Source organism: Bradyrhizobium sp. BRP22, from assembly GCF_020194175.1.
Classification (GTDB): Bacteria; Pseudomonadota; Alphaproteobacteria; order Rhizobiales; family Xanthobacteraceae; genus Bradyrhizobium.
The window spans coordinates 305,001-321,860 of the sequence record NZ_JADYVX010000004.1 but is presented as its reverse complement, the minus strand read 5'-3'; the positions used below and the strand labels follow the sequence as shown (position 1 = coordinate 321,860).

The 16,860-nt window shown below is 63.6% G+C and carries 17 protein-coding genes and 1 tRNA gene (1 of these 18 cut by a window edge); 12 read left to right on the top strand and 6 right to left on the bottom strand.

Annotated features, from left to right (window positions below):
* Nucleotides 1-122: 122 nt before the first annotated feature.
* A tRNA-Met gene (locus I6F35_RS08290) sits at nucleotides 123-199 on the bottom strand.
* Between the two features lie 473 nt (nucleotides 200-672).
* Nucleotides 673-1,434 carry an SDR family NAD(P)-dependent oxidoreductase gene (locus I6F35_RS08285; protein WP_225117155.1) on the bottom strand — a complete coding sequence of 254 codons (762 nt, stop codon included), beginning with the start codon at nucleotides 1,432-1,434 and terminating at the stop codon, nucleotides 673-675.
* Between the two features lie 150 nt (nucleotides 1,435-1,584).
* Between I6F35_RS08285 and I6F35_RS08280 the strand changes: the two genes are divergently transcribed.
* On the top strand, nucleotides 1,585-2,367 hold the full coding sequence (locus tag I6F35_RS08280; RefSeq protein WP_225117154.1) for an SDR family oxidoreductase: 783 nt from the start codon (nucleotides 1,585-1,587) through the stop codon (nucleotides 2,365-2,367).
* Between the two features lie 13 nt (nucleotides 2,368-2,380).
* Nucleotides 2,381-3,370: an NADPH:quinone reductase gene (locus tag I6F35_RS08275; protein WP_225117153.1), complete on the top strand. Its 990-nt coding sequence runs from the start codon at nucleotides 2,381-2,383 to the stop codon at nucleotides 3,368-3,370.
* 76 nt (nucleotides 3,371-3,446) lie between these two features.
* Here I6F35_RS08275 and I6F35_RS08270 read toward each other — a convergent pair whose 3' ends face one another.
* On the bottom strand, nucleotides 3,447-3,884 hold the full coding sequence (locus I6F35_RS08270) for a DUF3775 domain-containing protein (RefSeq protein ID WP_225117152.1): 438 nt from the start codon (nucleotides 3,882-3,884) through the stop codon (nucleotides 3,447-3,449).
* Nucleotides 3,885-3,999: 115 nt separating this feature from the next.
* Between I6F35_RS08270 and I6F35_RS08265 the strand changes: the two genes are divergently transcribed.
* The 4 genes from I6F35_RS08265 (at nucleotide 4,000) to I6F35_RS08250 (ending at nucleotide 7,591) form a co-directional block, all read left to right on the top strand.
* Nucleotides 4,000-4,854: an MBL fold metallo-hydrolase gene (locus I6F35_RS08265; RefSeq protein ID WP_225117151.1), complete on the top strand. Its 855-nt coding sequence runs from the start codon at nucleotides 4,000-4,002 to the stop codon at nucleotides 4,852-4,854.
* Between the two features lie 227 nt (nucleotides 4,855-5,081).
* Entirely contained in the window at nucleotides 5,082-5,924 is an 843-nt protein-coding gene (locus I6F35_RS08260) for a fumarylacetoacetate hydrolase family protein (protein ID WP_225117150.1), read from the top strand.
* Between the two features lie 163 nt (nucleotides 5,925-6,087).
* On the top strand, nucleotides 6,088-6,705 hold the full coding sequence (locus I6F35_RS08255; protein ID WP_225117149.1) for a glutathione S-transferase: 618 nt from the start codon (nucleotides 6,088-6,090) through the stop codon (nucleotides 6,703-6,705).
* A gap of 13 nt (nucleotides 6,706-6,718) precedes the next feature.
* A complete protein-coding gene (locus I6F35_RS08250; RefSeq protein WP_225117148.1) occupies nucleotides 6,719-7,591 on the top strand; it encodes an MBL fold metallo-hydrolase in 873 nt (290 codons plus the stop codon).
* Between the two features lie 90 nt (nucleotides 7,592-7,681).
* Here I6F35_RS08250 and I6F35_RS08245 read toward each other — a convergent pair whose 3' ends face one another.
* Complete coding sequence (locus tag I6F35_RS08245) at nucleotides 7,682-8,224, bottom strand: methylated-DNA--[protein]-cysteine S-methyltransferase (RefSeq protein ID WP_225117147.1); 543 nt, start codon at nucleotides 8,222-8,224, stop codon at nucleotides 7,682-7,684.
* Nucleotides 8,225-8,336: 112 nt separating this feature from the next.
* Between I6F35_RS08245 and I6F35_RS08240 the strand changes: the two genes are divergently transcribed.
* Nucleotides 8,337-9,146 carry an alpha/beta hydrolase gene (locus I6F35_RS08240; RefSeq protein ID WP_225117146.1) on the top strand — a complete coding sequence of 270 codons (810 nt, stop codon included), beginning with the start codon at nucleotides 8,337-8,339 and terminating at the stop codon, nucleotides 9,144-9,146.
* 21 nt (nucleotides 9,147-9,167) lie between these two features.
* Here I6F35_RS08240 and I6F35_RS08235 read toward each other — a convergent pair whose 3' ends face one another.
* Together I6F35_RS08235 and I6F35_RS08230 are read right to left on the bottom strand one after the other, a co-directional pair.
* Complete coding sequence (locus I6F35_RS08235; RefSeq protein ID WP_225117145.1) at nucleotides 9,168-10,901, bottom strand: adenylate/guanylate cyclase domain-containing protein; 1,734 nt, start codon at nucleotides 10,899-10,901, stop codon at nucleotides 9,168-9,170.
* A 336-nt stretch (nucleotides 10,902-11,237) separates the two neighbouring features.
* Nucleotides 11,238-11,693 (bottom strand): carboxymuconolactone decarboxylase family protein, encoded by a 456-nt coding sequence (locus I6F35_RS08230; protein WP_225117144.1) that lies wholly within the window; start codon nucleotides 11,691-11,693, stop codon nucleotides 11,238-11,240.
* A 109-nt stretch (nucleotides 11,694-11,802) separates the two neighbouring features.
* On the opposite strand from I6F35_RS08230, the gene I6F35_RS08225 reads away from it, so the two are divergent.
* From I6F35_RS08225 to I6F35_RS08205, 5 genes are all read left to right on the top strand, one after another.
* Nucleotides 11,803-12,669: a sigma-70 family RNA polymerase sigma factor gene (locus tag I6F35_RS08225; protein ID WP_225117143.1), complete on the top strand. Its 867-nt coding sequence runs from the start codon at nucleotides 11,803-11,805 to the stop codon at nucleotides 12,667-12,669.
* Between the two features lie 94 nt (nucleotides 12,670-12,763).
* Nucleotides 12,764-13,438 carry a GntR family transcriptional regulator gene (locus I6F35_RS08220; RefSeq protein ID WP_225117142.1) on the top strand — a complete coding sequence of 225 codons (675 nt, stop codon included), beginning with the start codon at nucleotides 12,764-12,766 and terminating at the stop codon, nucleotides 13,436-13,438.
* A gap of 53 nt (nucleotides 13,439-13,491) precedes the next feature.
* Nucleotides 13,492-14,292, top strand: coding sequence for a phytanoyl-CoA dioxygenase family protein (locus tag I6F35_RS08215; protein WP_225117141.1), 801 nt, complete (start codon nucleotides 13,492-13,494; stop codon nucleotides 14,290-14,292).
* Between the two features lie 143 nt (nucleotides 14,293-14,435).
* Nucleotides 14,436-15,776, top strand: a complete 1,341-nt coding sequence (locus I6F35_RS08210) for a Gfo/Idh/MocA family oxidoreductase (protein ID WP_225117140.1) — start codon at nucleotides 14,436-14,438, stop codon at nucleotides 15,774-15,776.
* A 231-nt stretch (nucleotides 15,777-16,007) separates the two neighbouring features.
* Nucleotides 16,008-16,860: the 5' portion of an ABC transporter substrate-binding protein gene (locus I6F35_RS08205; RefSeq protein ID WP_225117139.1), read on the top strand. Its footprint extends 236 nt past the window's final position; 853 of the gene's 1,089 nt are visible here — the first part of the coding sequence; its start codon is at nucleotides 16,008-16,010; its stop codon lies beyond the right edge, outside the window.

Genomic DNA, 16,860 nt, shown 5'->3' with positions numbered 1-16,860 from the left:
CGAACCGCGCGCGGCCGGTGAAGCGATTTCAACAGCACGCCAAGGAGTAGAGATTTAATTTTCGGATTCAGCGCGGCCAGCGTGAGCGATCGCAGGCTAGGCCGCTGCAGTCTGCGGCAGGTTGGTTGCGGGGATAGGATTTGAACCTATGACCTTCAGGTTATGAGCCTGACGAGCTACCGGGCTGCTCCACCCCGCGTTAAACCGAATGTCCGCCTTGCATGGGGAGAGGCCGAACGTCAGGCGGACAACGCTTGAAAGGGCGCCGCTCGATCCGTTCGAAAACTTCCTGAGAAGGCGACCCGGGGCCGAGGGCAACCGGGCGCGACGCGTATGTATCAATGCTCATCCGCTTTGGAAAGCCCTTCGACACAGGTTTTTTGAGGTTTTATGACGGCCAAATGGACAGGATTGGTGCGCGAAATCGGTTTTCGGAACCGAACCTGCCGAAAAGGCTACAAAACTGGAGCCCGTCGCAGGGAAATCGAGGGAACGGCGGTCATTTCGCGCCAGCGCACCTGCTTCCCGGAATGGGACAGGACCTCAACCGCCGCACCGGCCTGCAGGCAAGCGAACTCAGCGGCTCGTCCGAGGCTCATGCCGTGGTCCCCGCGCAACCGGGCGCCGCACGTGCTGCCCCCGGCCTTGCTTCTTCGGGCTACGGACTTTGGCTCAATTCAGCAGAAACCCGCCGTCCACCGTCACCACGCTGCCGGTCATGTAACGTGAGGCCTTCGAGGCAAGCAGCAGGATCGCACCGTCGAGATCGGACTCCGCGCCGACCCGGCGCTGCGGAATCCGCTTGGTCAGCTTCTCGCCGGCCGGCGTCGCCCAGAAATCGTGGTTCATCTCGGTGTCGATATAACCCGGCGCAAGCGCATTGACGCGGATGTTGTTGCCGGCAAGCTCCAGCGCCATCACCTTGGTGGCCTGGATGATGCCGGCCTTCGAGACCGTGTAGGGCGAAAGGAATTTCATCACGCCGAGGCCGAGCACCGAGGCGATGTTGACGATGTTGCCCTCCTGCTTGCGCGCGATCATCCGCCGCGCCAGTTCGGTCGCCAGGAAATAGGCGCCCTTGAGATTGGCGTTGATCACGGCGTCCCAATCGGCCTCGGTCTGCTCGGTCGACAATTTCTCGATGGCAATGCCGGCATTGTTGATCAGCACGCTGACCGGACCGAATGCGGCTTCCGCGGCGTCCAGCGCCTTGCCGATGCCGGCGATGTCGGTGACATCCATCTGCACGGCCGCGGCGCGACCACCCTTGCCCCTGATCTCCTCCTCCAGGCTCTTCAGCTTGCCGGCCTGGCGCGCCGCAAGGACCACGGCAGCGCCATGCGCGGAAAGGACGCGGGCGAATTGCCGCCCCAGCCCCTGGCTCGCGCCGGTGATCAAGATGGTTTCCTGGCTGACGTCGAACAGATCGGACATGATGACTTTCCCAGAACTCTGATATGCGCGCATTGATACCTACGATTTCGACCGGCGCAACGCCGCAGGACTTATCAGGGCGCGCAGCGTTGGCTAAAGTGCCGGGATCGAACCTTTCAGAAACTCACCTGACATCACGGGAGCGAAACTGTGGATCTTGGGATCAAAGGCCGCCGCGCCATCGTCTGTGCTTCGAGCAAGGGTCTGGGCCGCGCCTGCGCCATCGCGCTTGCCAATGAGGGCGTCCATGTCACGTTGACGGCGCGTGGCGCCGACGCGCTGAAGAAGACGGCGGACGAGATCCGCAAAGCAAACCCCGATATCACCGTCACCGAGATCGTCGGCGACATTACGACGCCCGCCGGCCGCGAGGCGGTGCTGAAGGCCTGCCCGGAGCCGGACATCCTGATCAACAATGCCGGCGGTCCGCCCCCCGGCGATTTCCGCAACTGGACCCGCGACGATTGGATCAAGGCGATCGACGCCAACATGCTGACCCCGATCGAGCTGATCAAGGCCACCGTCGACGGCATGATGGCGCGGAAATTCGGTCGCATCGTCAACATCACCTCCGCGGCGGTGAAGGCGCCGATCGAGATCCTCGGGCTTTCCAACGGCGCGCGCGCCGGCCTCACCGGCTTCATCGCTGGCCTCTCGCGCAAGACCGTCATCAACAACGTCACCATCAATGCGCTGCTGCCGGGGCCATTCGAGACCGACCGCCTGCTCGGCACCGCCAAGGCCGAGGCCGACAAGCGCGGCATCACGCCCCAGCAATTGCTGGCCGAGCGCGCCAAGCTCAATCCGGCCGGCCGCTTCGGCGATCCCGAGGAGTTCGGTTACGCCTGCGCGTTCCTGTGCGGCGCCAAGGCTGGCTTCATCACCGGCCAGAACATCCTGCTCGACGGCGGCGCCTTCCCAGGTACGCTGTGAAGATGGTCACGCCGTGAGGGCGGTCTGGTACGAGCGGACGGGACCGGCGGCGGAGGTCCTGACCTTCGGCGAGATGCCGACGCCGGTGGCAGGTGCGGGCGAGGTGCGCATCCGCCTGGAAGCTTCGGGCGTCAATCCCGCCGATGTCGGCCGCCGCGGCGGCAACTATCGGGCGATGGAATATCCGCGCGTGGTCCCGAACAGCGACGGCGCCGGCTTCATTGACCAACTCGGCGACGGCGTGAAGCGGTTCAAGGTGGGTGACCGGGTCTGGCTTTTCAATGGCCAGCGCAACGGCCGCGCCTTTGGTACCGCTGCGGAATTTATTGCCCTCGCCGAGCACCTGGTGACGCCGCTGCCGGATCATCTCTCATTCGCGGAAGGCTCCACGCTCGGCATCCCCGGCATGACTGCATGGTGCTGCCTGTTTGCGGACGGGCCGATCGCGGGCAAGACGGTGCTGGTCACCGGCGGCGCCGGCGCAGTCGGCCATTACGCCGTGCAACTGGCGAAATGGGGCGGCGCCGAGGTCATCGCGACCGTCAGTTCCTCGCTCAAGGCCGAGCAGGCACGACGCGCGGGCGCCGATCTCGTGATCAACTACAAAGAGGAAGATGTCGTCGCGAAGACGATGGCGTTCACCGGTCAGCGCGGCGTAGACCGCGTGGTTGACGTCGATTTCGGCGGCAATCTCGCGACCACGCTGAAGCTGATGGCGGTCAATTCCACGATCGCCGTCTATGCCACCAACGGCAACCGCAATCCCATCGTGCCGATGCGCGAATTGATGGAGAAATGCATCGCGCTGCGCGCGCTGGTGCTGTTCGCGCTGCCGCCACCGCTGCTTGCCGCAGCTCAAGCCGACATCACGAAATGGCTCGCAGCCGCCCCGCGCCTTCACAACGTCGCCGGCCAGTTTGCGCTGTCGGAGACGGCGCAGGCTCACCTGGCGGTCGAGAAAGGCGACAAGCTCGGCACGGTCATCGTTGATTGCGCTCGTTAGAGCGTGATCCGGAAAAGTGGGTACCGGTTTCCCTGCGACAAACGCGAAGCGTTTGCGCGGAGATCATGCTCACGCTTTAGGTATCGCGCTCGCTCTCGCTGGAGGAATCCGCCGAAGTACGCTCACCGTCCCACGGACGGCCGAACGCTTCGAGGCCTTCCGCCAACAAATCCCCCAGCATGGGCTCGCCGAGCAGATAGCGCGCGGTGCGATTATTGTATTGATCGGCGGCTTCTCGCCGCAGGTCGTCCCATTCCTCGATCGGACGATCGCCGCGACCAAGCCGCATCAGGGCGACGAGATCGATCTGCTCGTCTTCGGAAAGCGCGCGGATGAAGCCCCTGATTTCCCGCTCAACCGGGTCGCGACCGTTATCTTCCAGCACGTCGACCATCTCGTCGTCAGTGGCATTCGAGCCGGAATCCGGATCGGATGCCGCTTCCTTGACATCGAATTCCCGCGCCTTCTCGATCAAAAAACCGACTTTATCGGTCGATATCGACAGTTCGGGCATAGCGCGCTCCTGTTTTCGCGATCCGATAACGCCGGATCAGGCGAGATGATCCATTGCGCGGACAACCGGAAACCAGCATCTTCGCGGCAACAAGCATCACAAGAAGGAACGGCGGATGGAGTGGAAAGTAGGCAGGGTCAAGATCACGAAGGTCGTCGAATCGGAGACGGTCGGGCATACCCGCTTCATCCTGCCGCTCGCGACCAATGAAGAGATCCAGAAGCTGCCCTGGCTCATTCCCCATTTCGCCACCGACGAAGGCCGGCTGAAAATGTCGATCCATTCGCTCCTGGTGGAGACGCCGGCACGGCGGATCATCGTCGACACCGGGCTCGGCAATGACAAGCAGGGCCGCAACGTGCCGAACTGGAACAACCGCAAGCATCCCTTTCTGGAGACGCTGACCGCGGCGGGCTTTCCCCCTGATAGCATCGACACCGTATTGTGCACGCACCTGCATGTCGACCATGTCGGCTGGAACACGAAACTCGTCGACGGCCAGTGGGTGCCGACCTTCCCCAAGGCCCGCTACGTGTTCGGCCGGACCGAATTCGAGCATTGGCGCGACCACGGCAAATCGCCTGACCACATCGCGGTGTTCACCGACTCCGTGAAGCCGATCGCGGATGCCGACAAGGCCGATCTCGTGCCTTCCGACCACCGCCTGACGGACGAGATCACCCTGATCCCGACGCCCGGCCACAGTCCGGGCCATATGAGCGTCCACATCCGCTCCGACGGCGAGGAAGGGCTGCTCACCGGCGACGTTGCCCACCATCCGTGCCAGATGGCCCATCTCGACTGGTCCTCGACGGCGGATTCCGACCCCAGGCAATCGGCGGTGACGCGGCGCGAATTGTTCTCCCGCTTTGCCGACACACCGACGCTGGTGATCGGCGGCCACTTCAACGCCGGTCACATCAGACGTGAGGGCGACGCGTTCAAGTTCATCGCGCTGGACGCGCCCTGATGTGTCGGGTGGGCAAAGCCAACGGGTCGCGCGAACGCGCGCCCGATGACAGGCTCCGCGTGCCACCATCACGAGCGGAATGTGAATGGCGGGCACGGCGCAAATGCGCCTTTGCTCACCCGACCTAGCCGCCCCGCGCTTTCGGCAGTTGAATTTCGCCCCGCGCTGTTCCATGAAGCGTCCCAAGTCCGTAAGCCCCAAGAAACCCCTTTAGGGAGTGATCAAAAATGAAGCTTGTTCGTTACGGCGCGAAGGGTGAGGAAAAGCCCGGCCTGATCGATAAATCCGGCCAATTGCGCGACCTGTCGGCGCATGTGAAGGACCTCACCGGCGAGACCTATTCGCCACAATCCCTTGCCAAGCTGGCCGCGCTCGATCCGTCCAAGCTGCCTGCTGTTCCCGGCAATCCGCGCCTCGGCGCGCCGGTCACCGGCATCTCGAAATTCGTCGCCATCGGGCTGAACTACACCGACCATGCCAAGGAAACCGGCAATCCGATTCCGTCCGAGCCGATCTTCTTCCTGAAGGCCAACACCTCGCTCTCCGGCCCGAACGATCCGGTCGAAAAACCGCGCGGCTCGACCAAGCTCGACTGGGAAGTCGAGATCGCCGCCATTATCGGCACCCGCGCCAAATATGTCTCCGAGGCCGATGCGCTCAACCATGTCGCCGGCTATTGCGTCTGCAACGACGTCTCCGAGCGCAATTTCCAGATCGAGCGCCTGGGCCAATGGACCAAGGGCAAGTCGCACGACACCTTCGGCCCGGTCGGCCCGTGGCTCGTCACCAGGGACGAGATCCCGAACGTGCAGAGCCTTTCGATGTGGCTCGACGTCAACGGCCAGCGCCGGCAGACCGGCTCGACTTCGACCATGATCTTCTCGATGGCGAAATGCATCTCCTACGTCTCGCAGTTCATGACGCTCCTGCCCGGCGACATCGTCACCACGGGCACGCCTCCCGGCGTCGGCACCGGCATGAAGCCGCCGCAATACCTCAATGTCGGCGACGTCGTGACGCTCGGCATCGAGGGGCTCGGCGAGCAGCGGCAGGAAATCGTCGCGGCGTAACGTTCTCTGTCCTCATCCGAACAGGGTGAGTCCAACTGCACCGCTCTCTCTACGTCATTGCGAGCGGAGCGAAGCAATCCATGCCGCCCCTTGCTGAGGCGTGGATTGCTTCGTCGCTTGCGCTCCTCGCAATGACGACATGGCATTTACTTAGAGGCATCTTATGAAGCTTACCTTCGCGCCCGCCTCGCCGTTTGCCCGCAAGGTGCGCATTGCCGCGATCGAGACCGGACTGATCGACAGGATCGAACTGGTCCCAACCACGGTTGCGCCGGGCACGGCGAATGATGCCTATATGCGCGACGTCAATCCGCTGAAGAAGCTGCCGGTGCTGATCCTCGATGACGGCGACGTCATCCTCGATTCCTATGTCATCGTCGAATATCTCGACGATCTCGCCGGCGGCGGCAAATTGATTCCGGCGTCCGGGCCGGCGCGCTGGAAGGCGAAGACCGATCACTCGCTGCTGCAGGGCATGCTCGATTCCATGCTGTTGTGCCGCTACGAGAAGATGGCGCGGCCGCAGGGCTCGCAGTGGCAGGCCTGGTATGACGACCACTGGAACCGGGCCTGGGCCGGCATGGAGCGGTTCGAGCAGCGCGACGATGTGCTCTCGGGCCCGTTCAATGTCGCGCAGATCGGATTGGTTTGCGTACTTGGCTATGCCGACTTCCGCTTCCCCGATTGCGGCTGGCGCAAGGCCTATCCGAACCTTGATGCGTTCAACCAGAAGATGCTGGAGCGGCCATCAGTCAAGATCACGGTGCCGCCGCCAGCGTGACGTGGAGCCTGCCATGAGCCTCATCTTCTCGATCGGAGACCTCACCATCCATCGCATCATCGAGCAGGAGACCGCCTTCCTGCCGGCGCTGGACATGCTGCCGGGCTTGACAGCGGAAGTCCTGGCCGAGAACCGGGCCTGGATGCGCGAGGCCAACGCGCTCGACGACAGCGACGTGCTGCTGCTGTGCTTCCAGTCCTACGTCGTGAAGACGCCGCACCACACCATCCTGATCGATAGCTGCATCGGCAACGACAAGCCGCGTCCGCAGCGGCCGAAATGGAACATGAAGACCGATGACACCTATATGCGCGGCCTCGCCGCGGCCGGGTTCTCGGTTGAGGACATCGACTACGTCTTGTGCACGCATCTGCATGTCGACCATGTCGGCTGGAACACGCGATTGGAGAACGGCCGCTGGGTGCCGACCTTCCCGAAGGCGCGCTACGTCTTTGCCAAGGGCGAGTTCGATTACTGGACTGAGCAGAACGAGAAGGCTGCTGTGCCGCCCTTCGTCGACAGTGTGCTGCCGGTCGTGGAGGCGAAGCGCGAGGCGATCGTGACCGACGATTTCGTCATCGGCGACCATGCGCGCATCCTGCCGACCCCCGGGCACACGCCCGGCCATGTCGCCTTCACCTTTGGGCGCGGCAAGGACGACGCCGTGTTCTCCGGCGATCTGATGCACTCGCCGCTGCAGACGCACTATCCGGAACTGTCGGCGAGGTTCGACGTCGACCAGGCGCAGGCGGCGAAGACGCGGCGCAATTTCCTGGAGCGCTATTGCGACACCGACACGCTCTGCTGCACCGCGCATTTCCCCTCGCCCTCGGTTGGCAAGATCCGGCGGAAGGGCGATGGGTTCACGTGCGAGACGGTCGCGTAGCTGCGCAGGGTAGGCAAAGCGCAGCGTGCCCACTGTGAGAGACTCCGCCGTGATGGTGGGCACGCCGCGCTTGCCTACCCTGCAATTCCCTCAATCAAACAAGCTCGGCGTGTGGTTGACGATCGCGCCTTCGATCTCGAGCATCTTCAGCTTCGTCACCACGCCGCCATTCGCCGAGAAGCCGCCGGGCTTGTTGCCGGCCGCGAGCACGCGATGGCAGGGCACCACGATCGGGCACGGGTTGCGGCCGAGCGCCTGGCCGACATCGCGCGAAAGTTCGACGCCGCCGAGCTGCTTGGCGATCTCGCCGTAGGTCATGGTTTTGCCCGGAGGAATCTTGCGCGCGATGTCATAGACTCCGCGGTTGAACTCCGGGACGTCGTCGAGATCGAGCACGACGTCGGCGAAGTCGTTCGGCTTGCCCGCGAGCAGTTCGATCATGCGCTCGATCGCGCTTCTCACTTCCGCCGGCGGTGCGGCTTCCGTCACCTCGCCGCTTCGCTGCCGGATGCGCTTGCGGGTGTTTTCCTCGCTCCCCATCGGCAGTTGTACGCCGGTGATACCGCGCTCGCCCCACAGCACGCCGCAAGCGCCGATCGCGGTGTCGAAGATCGCAAAATGCTGGCCGGTCATGGCTTGCTCCATATCTCAGGCTCGACACGTCGAGCTTTATCCTTGCAATGGAATCTAGGCTTGGAGAATGTTGCTATCCACCCGAATCCCGCGGGAACTTGAGAGCATCCCCATGCAAACGCTTCGCGTCAACGGATACGACATGGCCTATCTCGAGGTCGGCAACGGCCCGCCGCTCGTGTGCGTGCACGGCTCGCTCTGCGATTTCCGGATCTGGTCCGCGACGCTGGGGCCGCTCACGCGCAACCACCGCGTGATCGCGGTCAGCCTGCGGCATTTCTTCCCCGACCGGTGGGACGGCACAGGCGACACCTATTTGATCGCCCAGCATGTCCAAGACGTCATCGCCTTCATCGAGCAGATCGAGCCGAAGCCGGTCGACCTGATGGGGCATTCGCGCGGCGGACATGTTTGCTTCCGCGTCGCGCAGCGCCGGCCGGATCTGTTGCGCAAATTGATCCTGGCCGAGCCCGGCGGCGAACTGGATGAAACGCTCGATCCCGACTTCAAGCCGGGCCCCTCGCCGCTGGCGGCGCGGATCGCCGCCTCCGCTGAGGTCATCGCCAAGGGCGATATCGATGGAGGACTGCAGATCTTCATCGACGCGCTGGAGGGTCCCGGCGCCTGGAAACGCTTGCCGGCTGCCGTGAAAGAACCGTTGCGCGATAATGCGACGACCCTGATCGGCCAGACGCGCGACAAGCGTCCGCCATTCTCGAAGGCGGACGCCGAGGCGATCCGGACGCCGACACTGTTCATCGGCGGCGCCAATACCAAAGGCGCGATCCCGAAGGTGCTGCACACGCTGGCCGCCCATGTGAACGGCTCGCGCACCGAAATGATCCCGGGCACCACGCATCCGATGTTCGAGCAGGCCCCGCAGCGCTATTGCGAGATCGTGCTGGATTTTCTGGCGGGGTGACGGCCGGTCATATTCGCCACATCATTTGTGGTCGAGATACCATGAGCCATCCCAGGCATCGGCGGGCGGATTTGTCTTGAAGCCATCGATGCGTTTGACAAAGGCCATCGACGGCCCGTCAGCCGGAACCGCTTCAAGCGCCTCCCTGAACGCCTGCAGCGCGTGGTCCCAATGGCGGTCGCGATAAGCGGCAAGTCCTTCGGAGTATCTTTTCAACAATGTCAATTGCGCCGGGCTGAGGTCGCCCTTGCGGCCTATGACCTCGAACACCGTGACCGGTCGCGTCTGGCCAACCACGACCAGCCGATCGACCTCGCGAAACTCGATTGTATCGGCTGCCGCTTTCATGGTCGCTTCCGAAACCAGGGCGTGGCTGCCGTATATCTTGTTCGCGCCCTCCAGGCGCGAGGCAAGGTTCACCGCGTCACCCATCACGGTGTAGCTCATCATGAATTCCGAGCCGATGCTTCCTACCAGCACCTCGCCGGTCGCAACGCCGATGCGAACGTCGCATTCGCTCGGCACCGACCGCACGCCGAGCAATTCGGGCAGTTCGGTGCGCAATGCGGTACCGCGATCGGCCATGTCGATGGCGGCGAGGCAGGCAAGCCGCGCTTGTTCGGCACCCTCGTTGAATGGCGGGCCCCAATAGGCCATGATCGCATCGCCGATATATTTGTCGATGATGCCCTGATGGCTACGGATCGGGCCGGACATGGTGGAGAGATAGTGATTCATCACCTTGACCAGCCCTTGCGGCGTCATGCCTTCGCTGAGGCTCGTAAAGCCTTTCATGTCGCAGAACAGCACGGTCATGACGCGTCGCTGACCATCGGTCGCGGTCAATGAGTGTTTCTCAATAAGCCCTTCCACGACCCGCGGATCGATATATCTGCCGAAGGTCTCGCGTATCCGCTCCTTATGGCGCAACTGCTCGACCATCTTGTTGAACGCCGTGGTCAACTGGCCAATCTCGTCCCGGGTCGTGACGTCGATCGAGCCATCGAGCCGGCCGGCTTCGACCGCGCGGGTCCCTTCCAGCAGGCGCCTGACCGGCCGCGCAATTCCGGTGCTGACGAAGAACGAGAACAGCAGCCCCAGTATCGCGGCAAGTGCCGTCAGAACGACGGAAATCAGAATTGCCCGTTGCTGATCCCTCGCAGTCACCGCAGCATCCGCGCGCACCTGCGCCAGCATATCCTTTCGGACTTCGTCCACCTTCTGGTTAAGCTCGTCACGCAGCGCCTCGGTGCGGGCAAGACTGGCCCTGACTTCGGCAAGATTGCCGGCCTCGAGCAGCGGCAGCAGCCGTTTGTGCTCCTCGCCCAGATAGCGGCGGAGATCATTGTTCAGGGTTTCGATTCGATCATCGATCCGGCCGAGCCTGGCGTCGTCGGATGCGGTGGACATATCGGTGATGATTGCGTTGATGAGAGAACGCGCTGCATTCGCCTCCTGGTCGATGTCCTGGCCCTTCGTTTCGTAAATCTTCTGCTGCTCAGCCACGGCAGCCTCGTCAGGCGGCGATTGCGTCCTGGCAATCACCATCCGGCGAACGGCCAGGGCCTGCTCGAGCGAACGGATATTCATGCGCGCCAGATGGCCGTAGGCCTCGACATATTTCGTTGTCAGTTCGTCGAGCTGATGGGCGATCCTCCTCGCCATCACCGTCGACAACATCGAGGTGATGGCCATCAGCACGATGAGGCCCATGGCGATGCCAAGGATCTGGTTTCGGATGGTCGGTCGCAGCATGAAAAGGTGCTCTGGCGTGACAGGCAGGATTTGCGAAGTCAGAACGGGGGCAAATGCGAGAATGAAAAGCGCGGCCGATCGAGACCTGGACCAAGCCTCTGATCGGCGTCCGTGAACTTAGCACAGTTCCAGAAATTGGATGCGGCCGGTAAAGAGGCTTCGAGAGAAGCTCCTCACCGGCCCTGGTGCACAGCCGGAGCCCCGGCAATCGAGCATTTTCGGTTCTGATTGAATCAGAACCGAAGCTCTAGATTCTTGTTTTGACGCGTTTTCTTCCCGCGAACCGGTGTCCACTTCGCTCGAAAACGCTCTAACCGGCAAGACGCGTTACGACGGTCACACCTTCCATGCGCCGACCGGCTGGCGCACGGCGACGTTGAGGCGATTCCAGACATTGATGATGGCGATCGCGAGGATCAGGGACGCCAGTTCCTTTTCGTTGAAATGCTGGTCGGCTTCGCGCCAGATCGCATCCGGCACCCCCTCCTCGCGGTCGCTGAGCCGCGTCAGCGATTCCGTCAGCGCGAGCGCGGCGCGCTCTGCGTCGGTGAAGTAGGGCGCATCGCGCCAGGCGGCGACGCAGAACAGCCGCTCGTCGGTTTCGCCTGCCCTCTTCGCGAGTTTCGGGTGCATGTCGACGCAGACGCTGCAGCCATTGATCTGGCTGGCGCGCAGGTGCACGAGTTCGAGCAGTTTCTCCGGCAGGCTGCCATGCGGCAGATTGCTGAGCGTCTGCAGCGTCGTCATGGCGTCGGGAATGACCATGACCGGGTGGTTCATGCGGGCTTGCATCATTGTTCTCCATTCCATTGGCTTTGACGCAGTCCAGCCGATTTGCTGTCACACCGGCCGGATTTGCTTCGTCATGTCCATGACGGACCCGAGATGAAGAGTGTGACCGATGGACGAGAAAAATTTTCTGGCCGCGCAGTTCGAGAGCAACCGAGGCCATCTGCGCGCGGTGGCCTACCGCATGCTCGGCTCAACCAGCGAAGTCGACGATGCGGTGCAGGAAACCTGGCTGCGACTGAGCCGCACCGATGCCTCCGCGGTGGAAAATCTGGCGGGCTGGCTCACCACCGTGGTCGCCCGCGTCTGTCTCGACATGCTGCGCGCGCGCAAGGCGCGCCGCGAGGAACCGATGGGGCCGCACGTGCCCGAGCCCGCCGCGCACGATAGCCACGAGCGCGACGCCGAGATGGCCGATTCCGTCGGCGCGGCGCTATTGGTGGTGCTGGATGCGCTCGCGCCTGCCGAACGGCTCGCTTTCGTGCTGCACGACATGTTCGCCGTTCCGTTCGAGGAGATCGCGCCGATCGTCGGCCGTACGCCGGCGGCAGCGCGCCAGTTGGCGAGCCGTGCCCGGCGCCGCGTGCAGGGCTCCCGCGAGGCCGCCGATGGCGATGCGCCACGGCAGCGCAGGATCGTGGAGGCATTCCTGGCGGCCTCGCGCGACGGCGATTTCGAAGGGCTGCTCGCGGTGCTCGATCCCGATGTCGTGTTCCGGGCCGATGCGGCGGCGCACCGATTGGGATCGCTGGCGGAAATCCGCGGCGCGATGGCCGTCGCCGAAACCTTCAAGGGACGGGCGCAGGCCGCAAAACCCGCGTTGGTCGACGGCGAGCCGGCACTGGCGGTCATCCTCGAGGGACAATTGCGGATCGTGCTGCGGTTCACCATTGCTGGCGACAGGATCACCGCGTTCGAGGCCATTGCCGATGCCGAGCGCATCGCTGCATTCGACGTCGAGTTGCGCCCGGGTAATTAGGACGAGCGGCATTCCGGTTTCGCCTTGACGGCACTTAGCGCCGGGCGTAGCCTTTCCGAATACGGAATTCCGTATTCCGAAGGAAACGCTCGGCATGCTGCCGCTCGAGCCGCTACCCAACCTGATCGACCAGGTCTATGCGCGGATCCTGGAGGCGATCATCGACCGCACGCTGCTGCCGGGGCAGCGGATCACCCAGAACGAGCTGGCCGAAAAACTTGGCGTGTCGCGCCAGCCGGTGTCGCATGCGCTGCATCTGCTGCATCGCCAGGGCCTGGTCGCCGAAAGCGGCCGCCGCGGCTTCGAAGTGACCCAGCTCGACCCGCAGCGCATCCGCCAGCTCTACGAAGTCCGCGGCGCGATCGATGCGCTGGCGGCGCAGCTCGCCGCCGGGCGCAGCAGGACCGACGTGTCCTGCCGCGCGCGGCTCGAGGCAGCGCTGACGGCCGGACGCGCGATCGACGCACATACACCGCTTTCGGAACTGATCGCGCGCGACGTCGATTTCCACGGCGCGATCTATGCGATGTCAGGCAATCCCGCGATCGAGGAGATGATCGCGCCGCAATGGGCGCATATGCGCCGCTCGATGGCGACCGTGCTCGCCGAGCTCGACTATCGCGAAAGCGCCTGGGCTGAGCACGAGCAGATCGCCGCGCATATCCTTGCCGGCAACGCGAAGGCGGCCGAAGCCGCAGCACTTTCGCATGCGCAGACCGCAGGACGGATGACGGAGCAAAGACTGAGGCAAGCCACGATCGCCGCGTGACGCTCCGTCATCACGACCGAGAGACCAACGATAACCCAAAAGGAGGAAGCAGCATGAAACTGACGCCAGAGCAGATCGAATTCTTCAACCGCGAGGGCTGGCTGTTTCTGCCCGAATTGTTCAGCCAGGAAGAGGTTGATTTCCTCGCCCGCGAGGCGGTGAGCATCTACGATGCCAACCGCCCCGAGGTGTGGCGTGAAAAGAGCGGCGCGCCGCGCACCGCCTTTGCGGCGCATCTCTACAACGAGGCCTTCGGCGCGCTCGGCGCGCATCCGCGCATGATCGAGCCGATCGAGCAGATCTTCGGCGAGAAGGTCTACATGCACCAGTTCAAGATCAACGCGAAGGCGGCCTTCACCGGCGACGTCTGGCAGTGGCACCAGGATTACGGCACCTGGAAGCGCGACGACGGCATGCCGGAGCCGCGCGCGATGAATATCGCGATCTTCCTCGACGAGGTGATGCCGATCAACGGCCCCTTGATGCTGGTGCCGAAGAGCCACCATGCCGGCGACCTCAAGGCCGCGCATGACCTCGAGACCACCTCCTACCCGCTGTGGACGCTGGACGAGGAGACCGTGACACGCCTGGTGAAGGACGGCGGCATTGTCGCGCCGACCGGCAAGGCCGGCGGCATGCTGATGTTCCACGGCAATCTTGTGCACGGATCGAGCGGCAACATCACGCCCTACCCGCGCAAGATCGTGTACCTGACGCTGAACGCGGTCTCGAACTACATCCGCACCCCGACGCGGCCGGAATACATTGCCCATCGCGATTTCACCCCGATCCAGACGGTCGCAGACGACGCACTGCTGCGGCTGGCGCGTGCGCCGCGGCAGGCGGCGGAGTAGTCTGTCACACTGTCATTCCGGGGCGACGCGTAGCGTCGAGCCCGGAATCCATTTCTCCGCTCGCGCATGCGGCCCGATGGATTCCGGGTTCACGCTTCGCGTGCCCCGGAATGACGAAAACAACGATCATCGGACATCCCGCCATGAACCTCCACCACCTCCTCAAAGCCCGCGCCGCCTCCGGCAAGCCGGTTCGCGTGGCGCTGATCGGCGCCGGAAAATTCGGCTCGATGTTCCTGTCGCAGGTGCCGCACACACCGGGACTGGAGGTGCCCATCATCGTAGATCTCGACCGCGATCGCGCGCGCGAGGCGTGCCGCACCGTCGGCTGGGACGAGGATCGGATCAAGGCCACGACGTTCACCGATGACGGCGCGCGCGCCATTGCCGGCGGCGCGATGGATGTGGTGGTGGAAGCAACCGGCAATCCCGCGGTCGGCATCAAGCATGCGCGCGCGGCGATCGCGGCCGGCAAGCATGTCGTCATGGTCAATGTCGAGGCCGACGTGCTGGCGGGCCCGCTGCTCGCGGAAGAAGCCCGCAAAGCGGGTGTGGTCTATTCGCTCGCCTATGGCGACCAGCCGGCACTGACGGCAGAGATGGTCGATTGGGCACGCGCAACCGGTTTTCGAGTCGTCGCCGCCGGCAAGGGCACCAAGTATCTGCCGGCCTATCATGACGTGACGCCGGAAGGCGTCTGGAGTCACTACGGCCTCACCGCGGGCGAGGCGCAATCCGCCGGCATGAATCCGCAGATGTTCAACTCGTTCCTTGACGGCACCAAGTCCGCGATCGAGATGGCGGCGATTGCAAACGCCACCGGCCTCGATGTGCCCTCCGACGGCCTGCTGTTTCCACCCTGCGGCGTCGACGATCTCCCGCACATCCTGCGGCCGCGTGAGAAAGGCGGTGTGCTGGAGAAGTCAGGCGTGGTGGAAGTGGTGTCGTCGATCGAACGCGACGGTCGGCCCGTCTTCCGCGACCTGCGCTGGGGCGTCTATGTCGTGCTGGAGGCGCCGAACGACTATGCCGCCGACTGCTTCAAGCAGTACGGGCTGAAGACCGATGCCTCCGGCCGCTACGCGGCGATGTACAAGCCCTATCATCTGATCGGGCTCGAGCTGAACATCTCGGTGCTGTCGGCGGCACTGCGTCATGAGCCGACCGGCCAGCCGCACGGCTTTCGCGGTGACGTCGCCGCGGTCGCCAAGCGCGATCTGCGCGCGGGCGAAGAGCTCGACGGCGAGGGCGGCTACACGGTGTGGGGCAAGCTGATGCCGGCGCAGGCGAGCCTTGCCGCCGGCGCGCTGCCGATCGGGCTCGCCCATCGCGTGAAGCTGACGAACAATATCGCGCATGGCGCGGTGGTGCGCTGGAGCGACGTCGAGATCGACACTGGCAACGAGACGGTCAAGACGCGCAAGGCGATGGAAGCTGCGCTTGGTGGGACGAAGGCGGGAGGCGGCGAGCGCGTGCCTGCCTGAAGATTCAGCGCGCCCTTCGCAACTGCGATAAGGCATTGCGCTTGATTATCGGTGCCCGAACGGTCATGCTCGCTGTCGGAACCGGAAACTTCGGAATTCCGATAACAAGAGCCTGTTGAAGGCCTGCGAACCTAATCACCACAATCCAGCGTCGGTCACCGACGAAGCCAAAAACGACACTCAAGATCGTTGTCCCTTGTCGAGTATCGACTCCAGCAAGAGGGGAAACGCATGAAACGTCGTGAGTTCTTGAAGGCAGGCGGCATCTCGCTCGCCGCGAGCGCCATCGCTGCGCCCGCGGTCGCGCAATCGATGCCGGAAGTGAAGTGGCGCCTGGCAGCGAGTTGGCCGAAGGCGCTCGATACGCTCTATGGCGGCTGCGAATTTTTCTGCAAGCGCGTCGCCGAGATCACCGATAACCGCTTCCAGATCCAACCATTCGCGGCCGGAGAAATCGTGCCCGGCCTGCAGGTGCTCGATGCCGTGTCGAACGGCACCGTCGAGATGGGCAACACCGCGCTCTATTATTACTGGGGCAAGAACCCGGCCTTCACGTTCGGCACGTCGCTGCCATTCGGTCTCAATACGCGCCAGCACATCTCGTGGCTGCAATGGGGAGGCGGACAGGATCTGATCAACGACCTGCTCAAGGAATATGGCTGCATCGGCGCACCTACCGGCTCGACCGGCGCGCAGATGGGCGGCTGGTTCCGCAAGGAGATCAAGTCGACGGCAGACCTCCAGGGCCTTAAGTTCCGCGTCGGCGGATTTGCCGGCACGATCATCGCCAAGGTCGGCGGCGTGCCGCAGCAGATCGCGGGCGGCGATATCTATCCGGCGCTGGAAAAAGGCACTATCGACGCCGCCGAATGGGTCGGCCCCTATGACGACGAGAAGCTCGGCTTCGTGAAGGTCGCGAAGTTCTACTATTATCCGGGCTGGTGGGAAGGCACCGGCCAGGGCCACAACGTCATGAACCTCGATAAATGGAACAGCCTGCCGAAGCATTATCAGGCCGTGATCCAGGCGGCGTCCGAAGACACTTTCACCTGGGTCACCGGCAAGTACGACCACGTCAACCCAC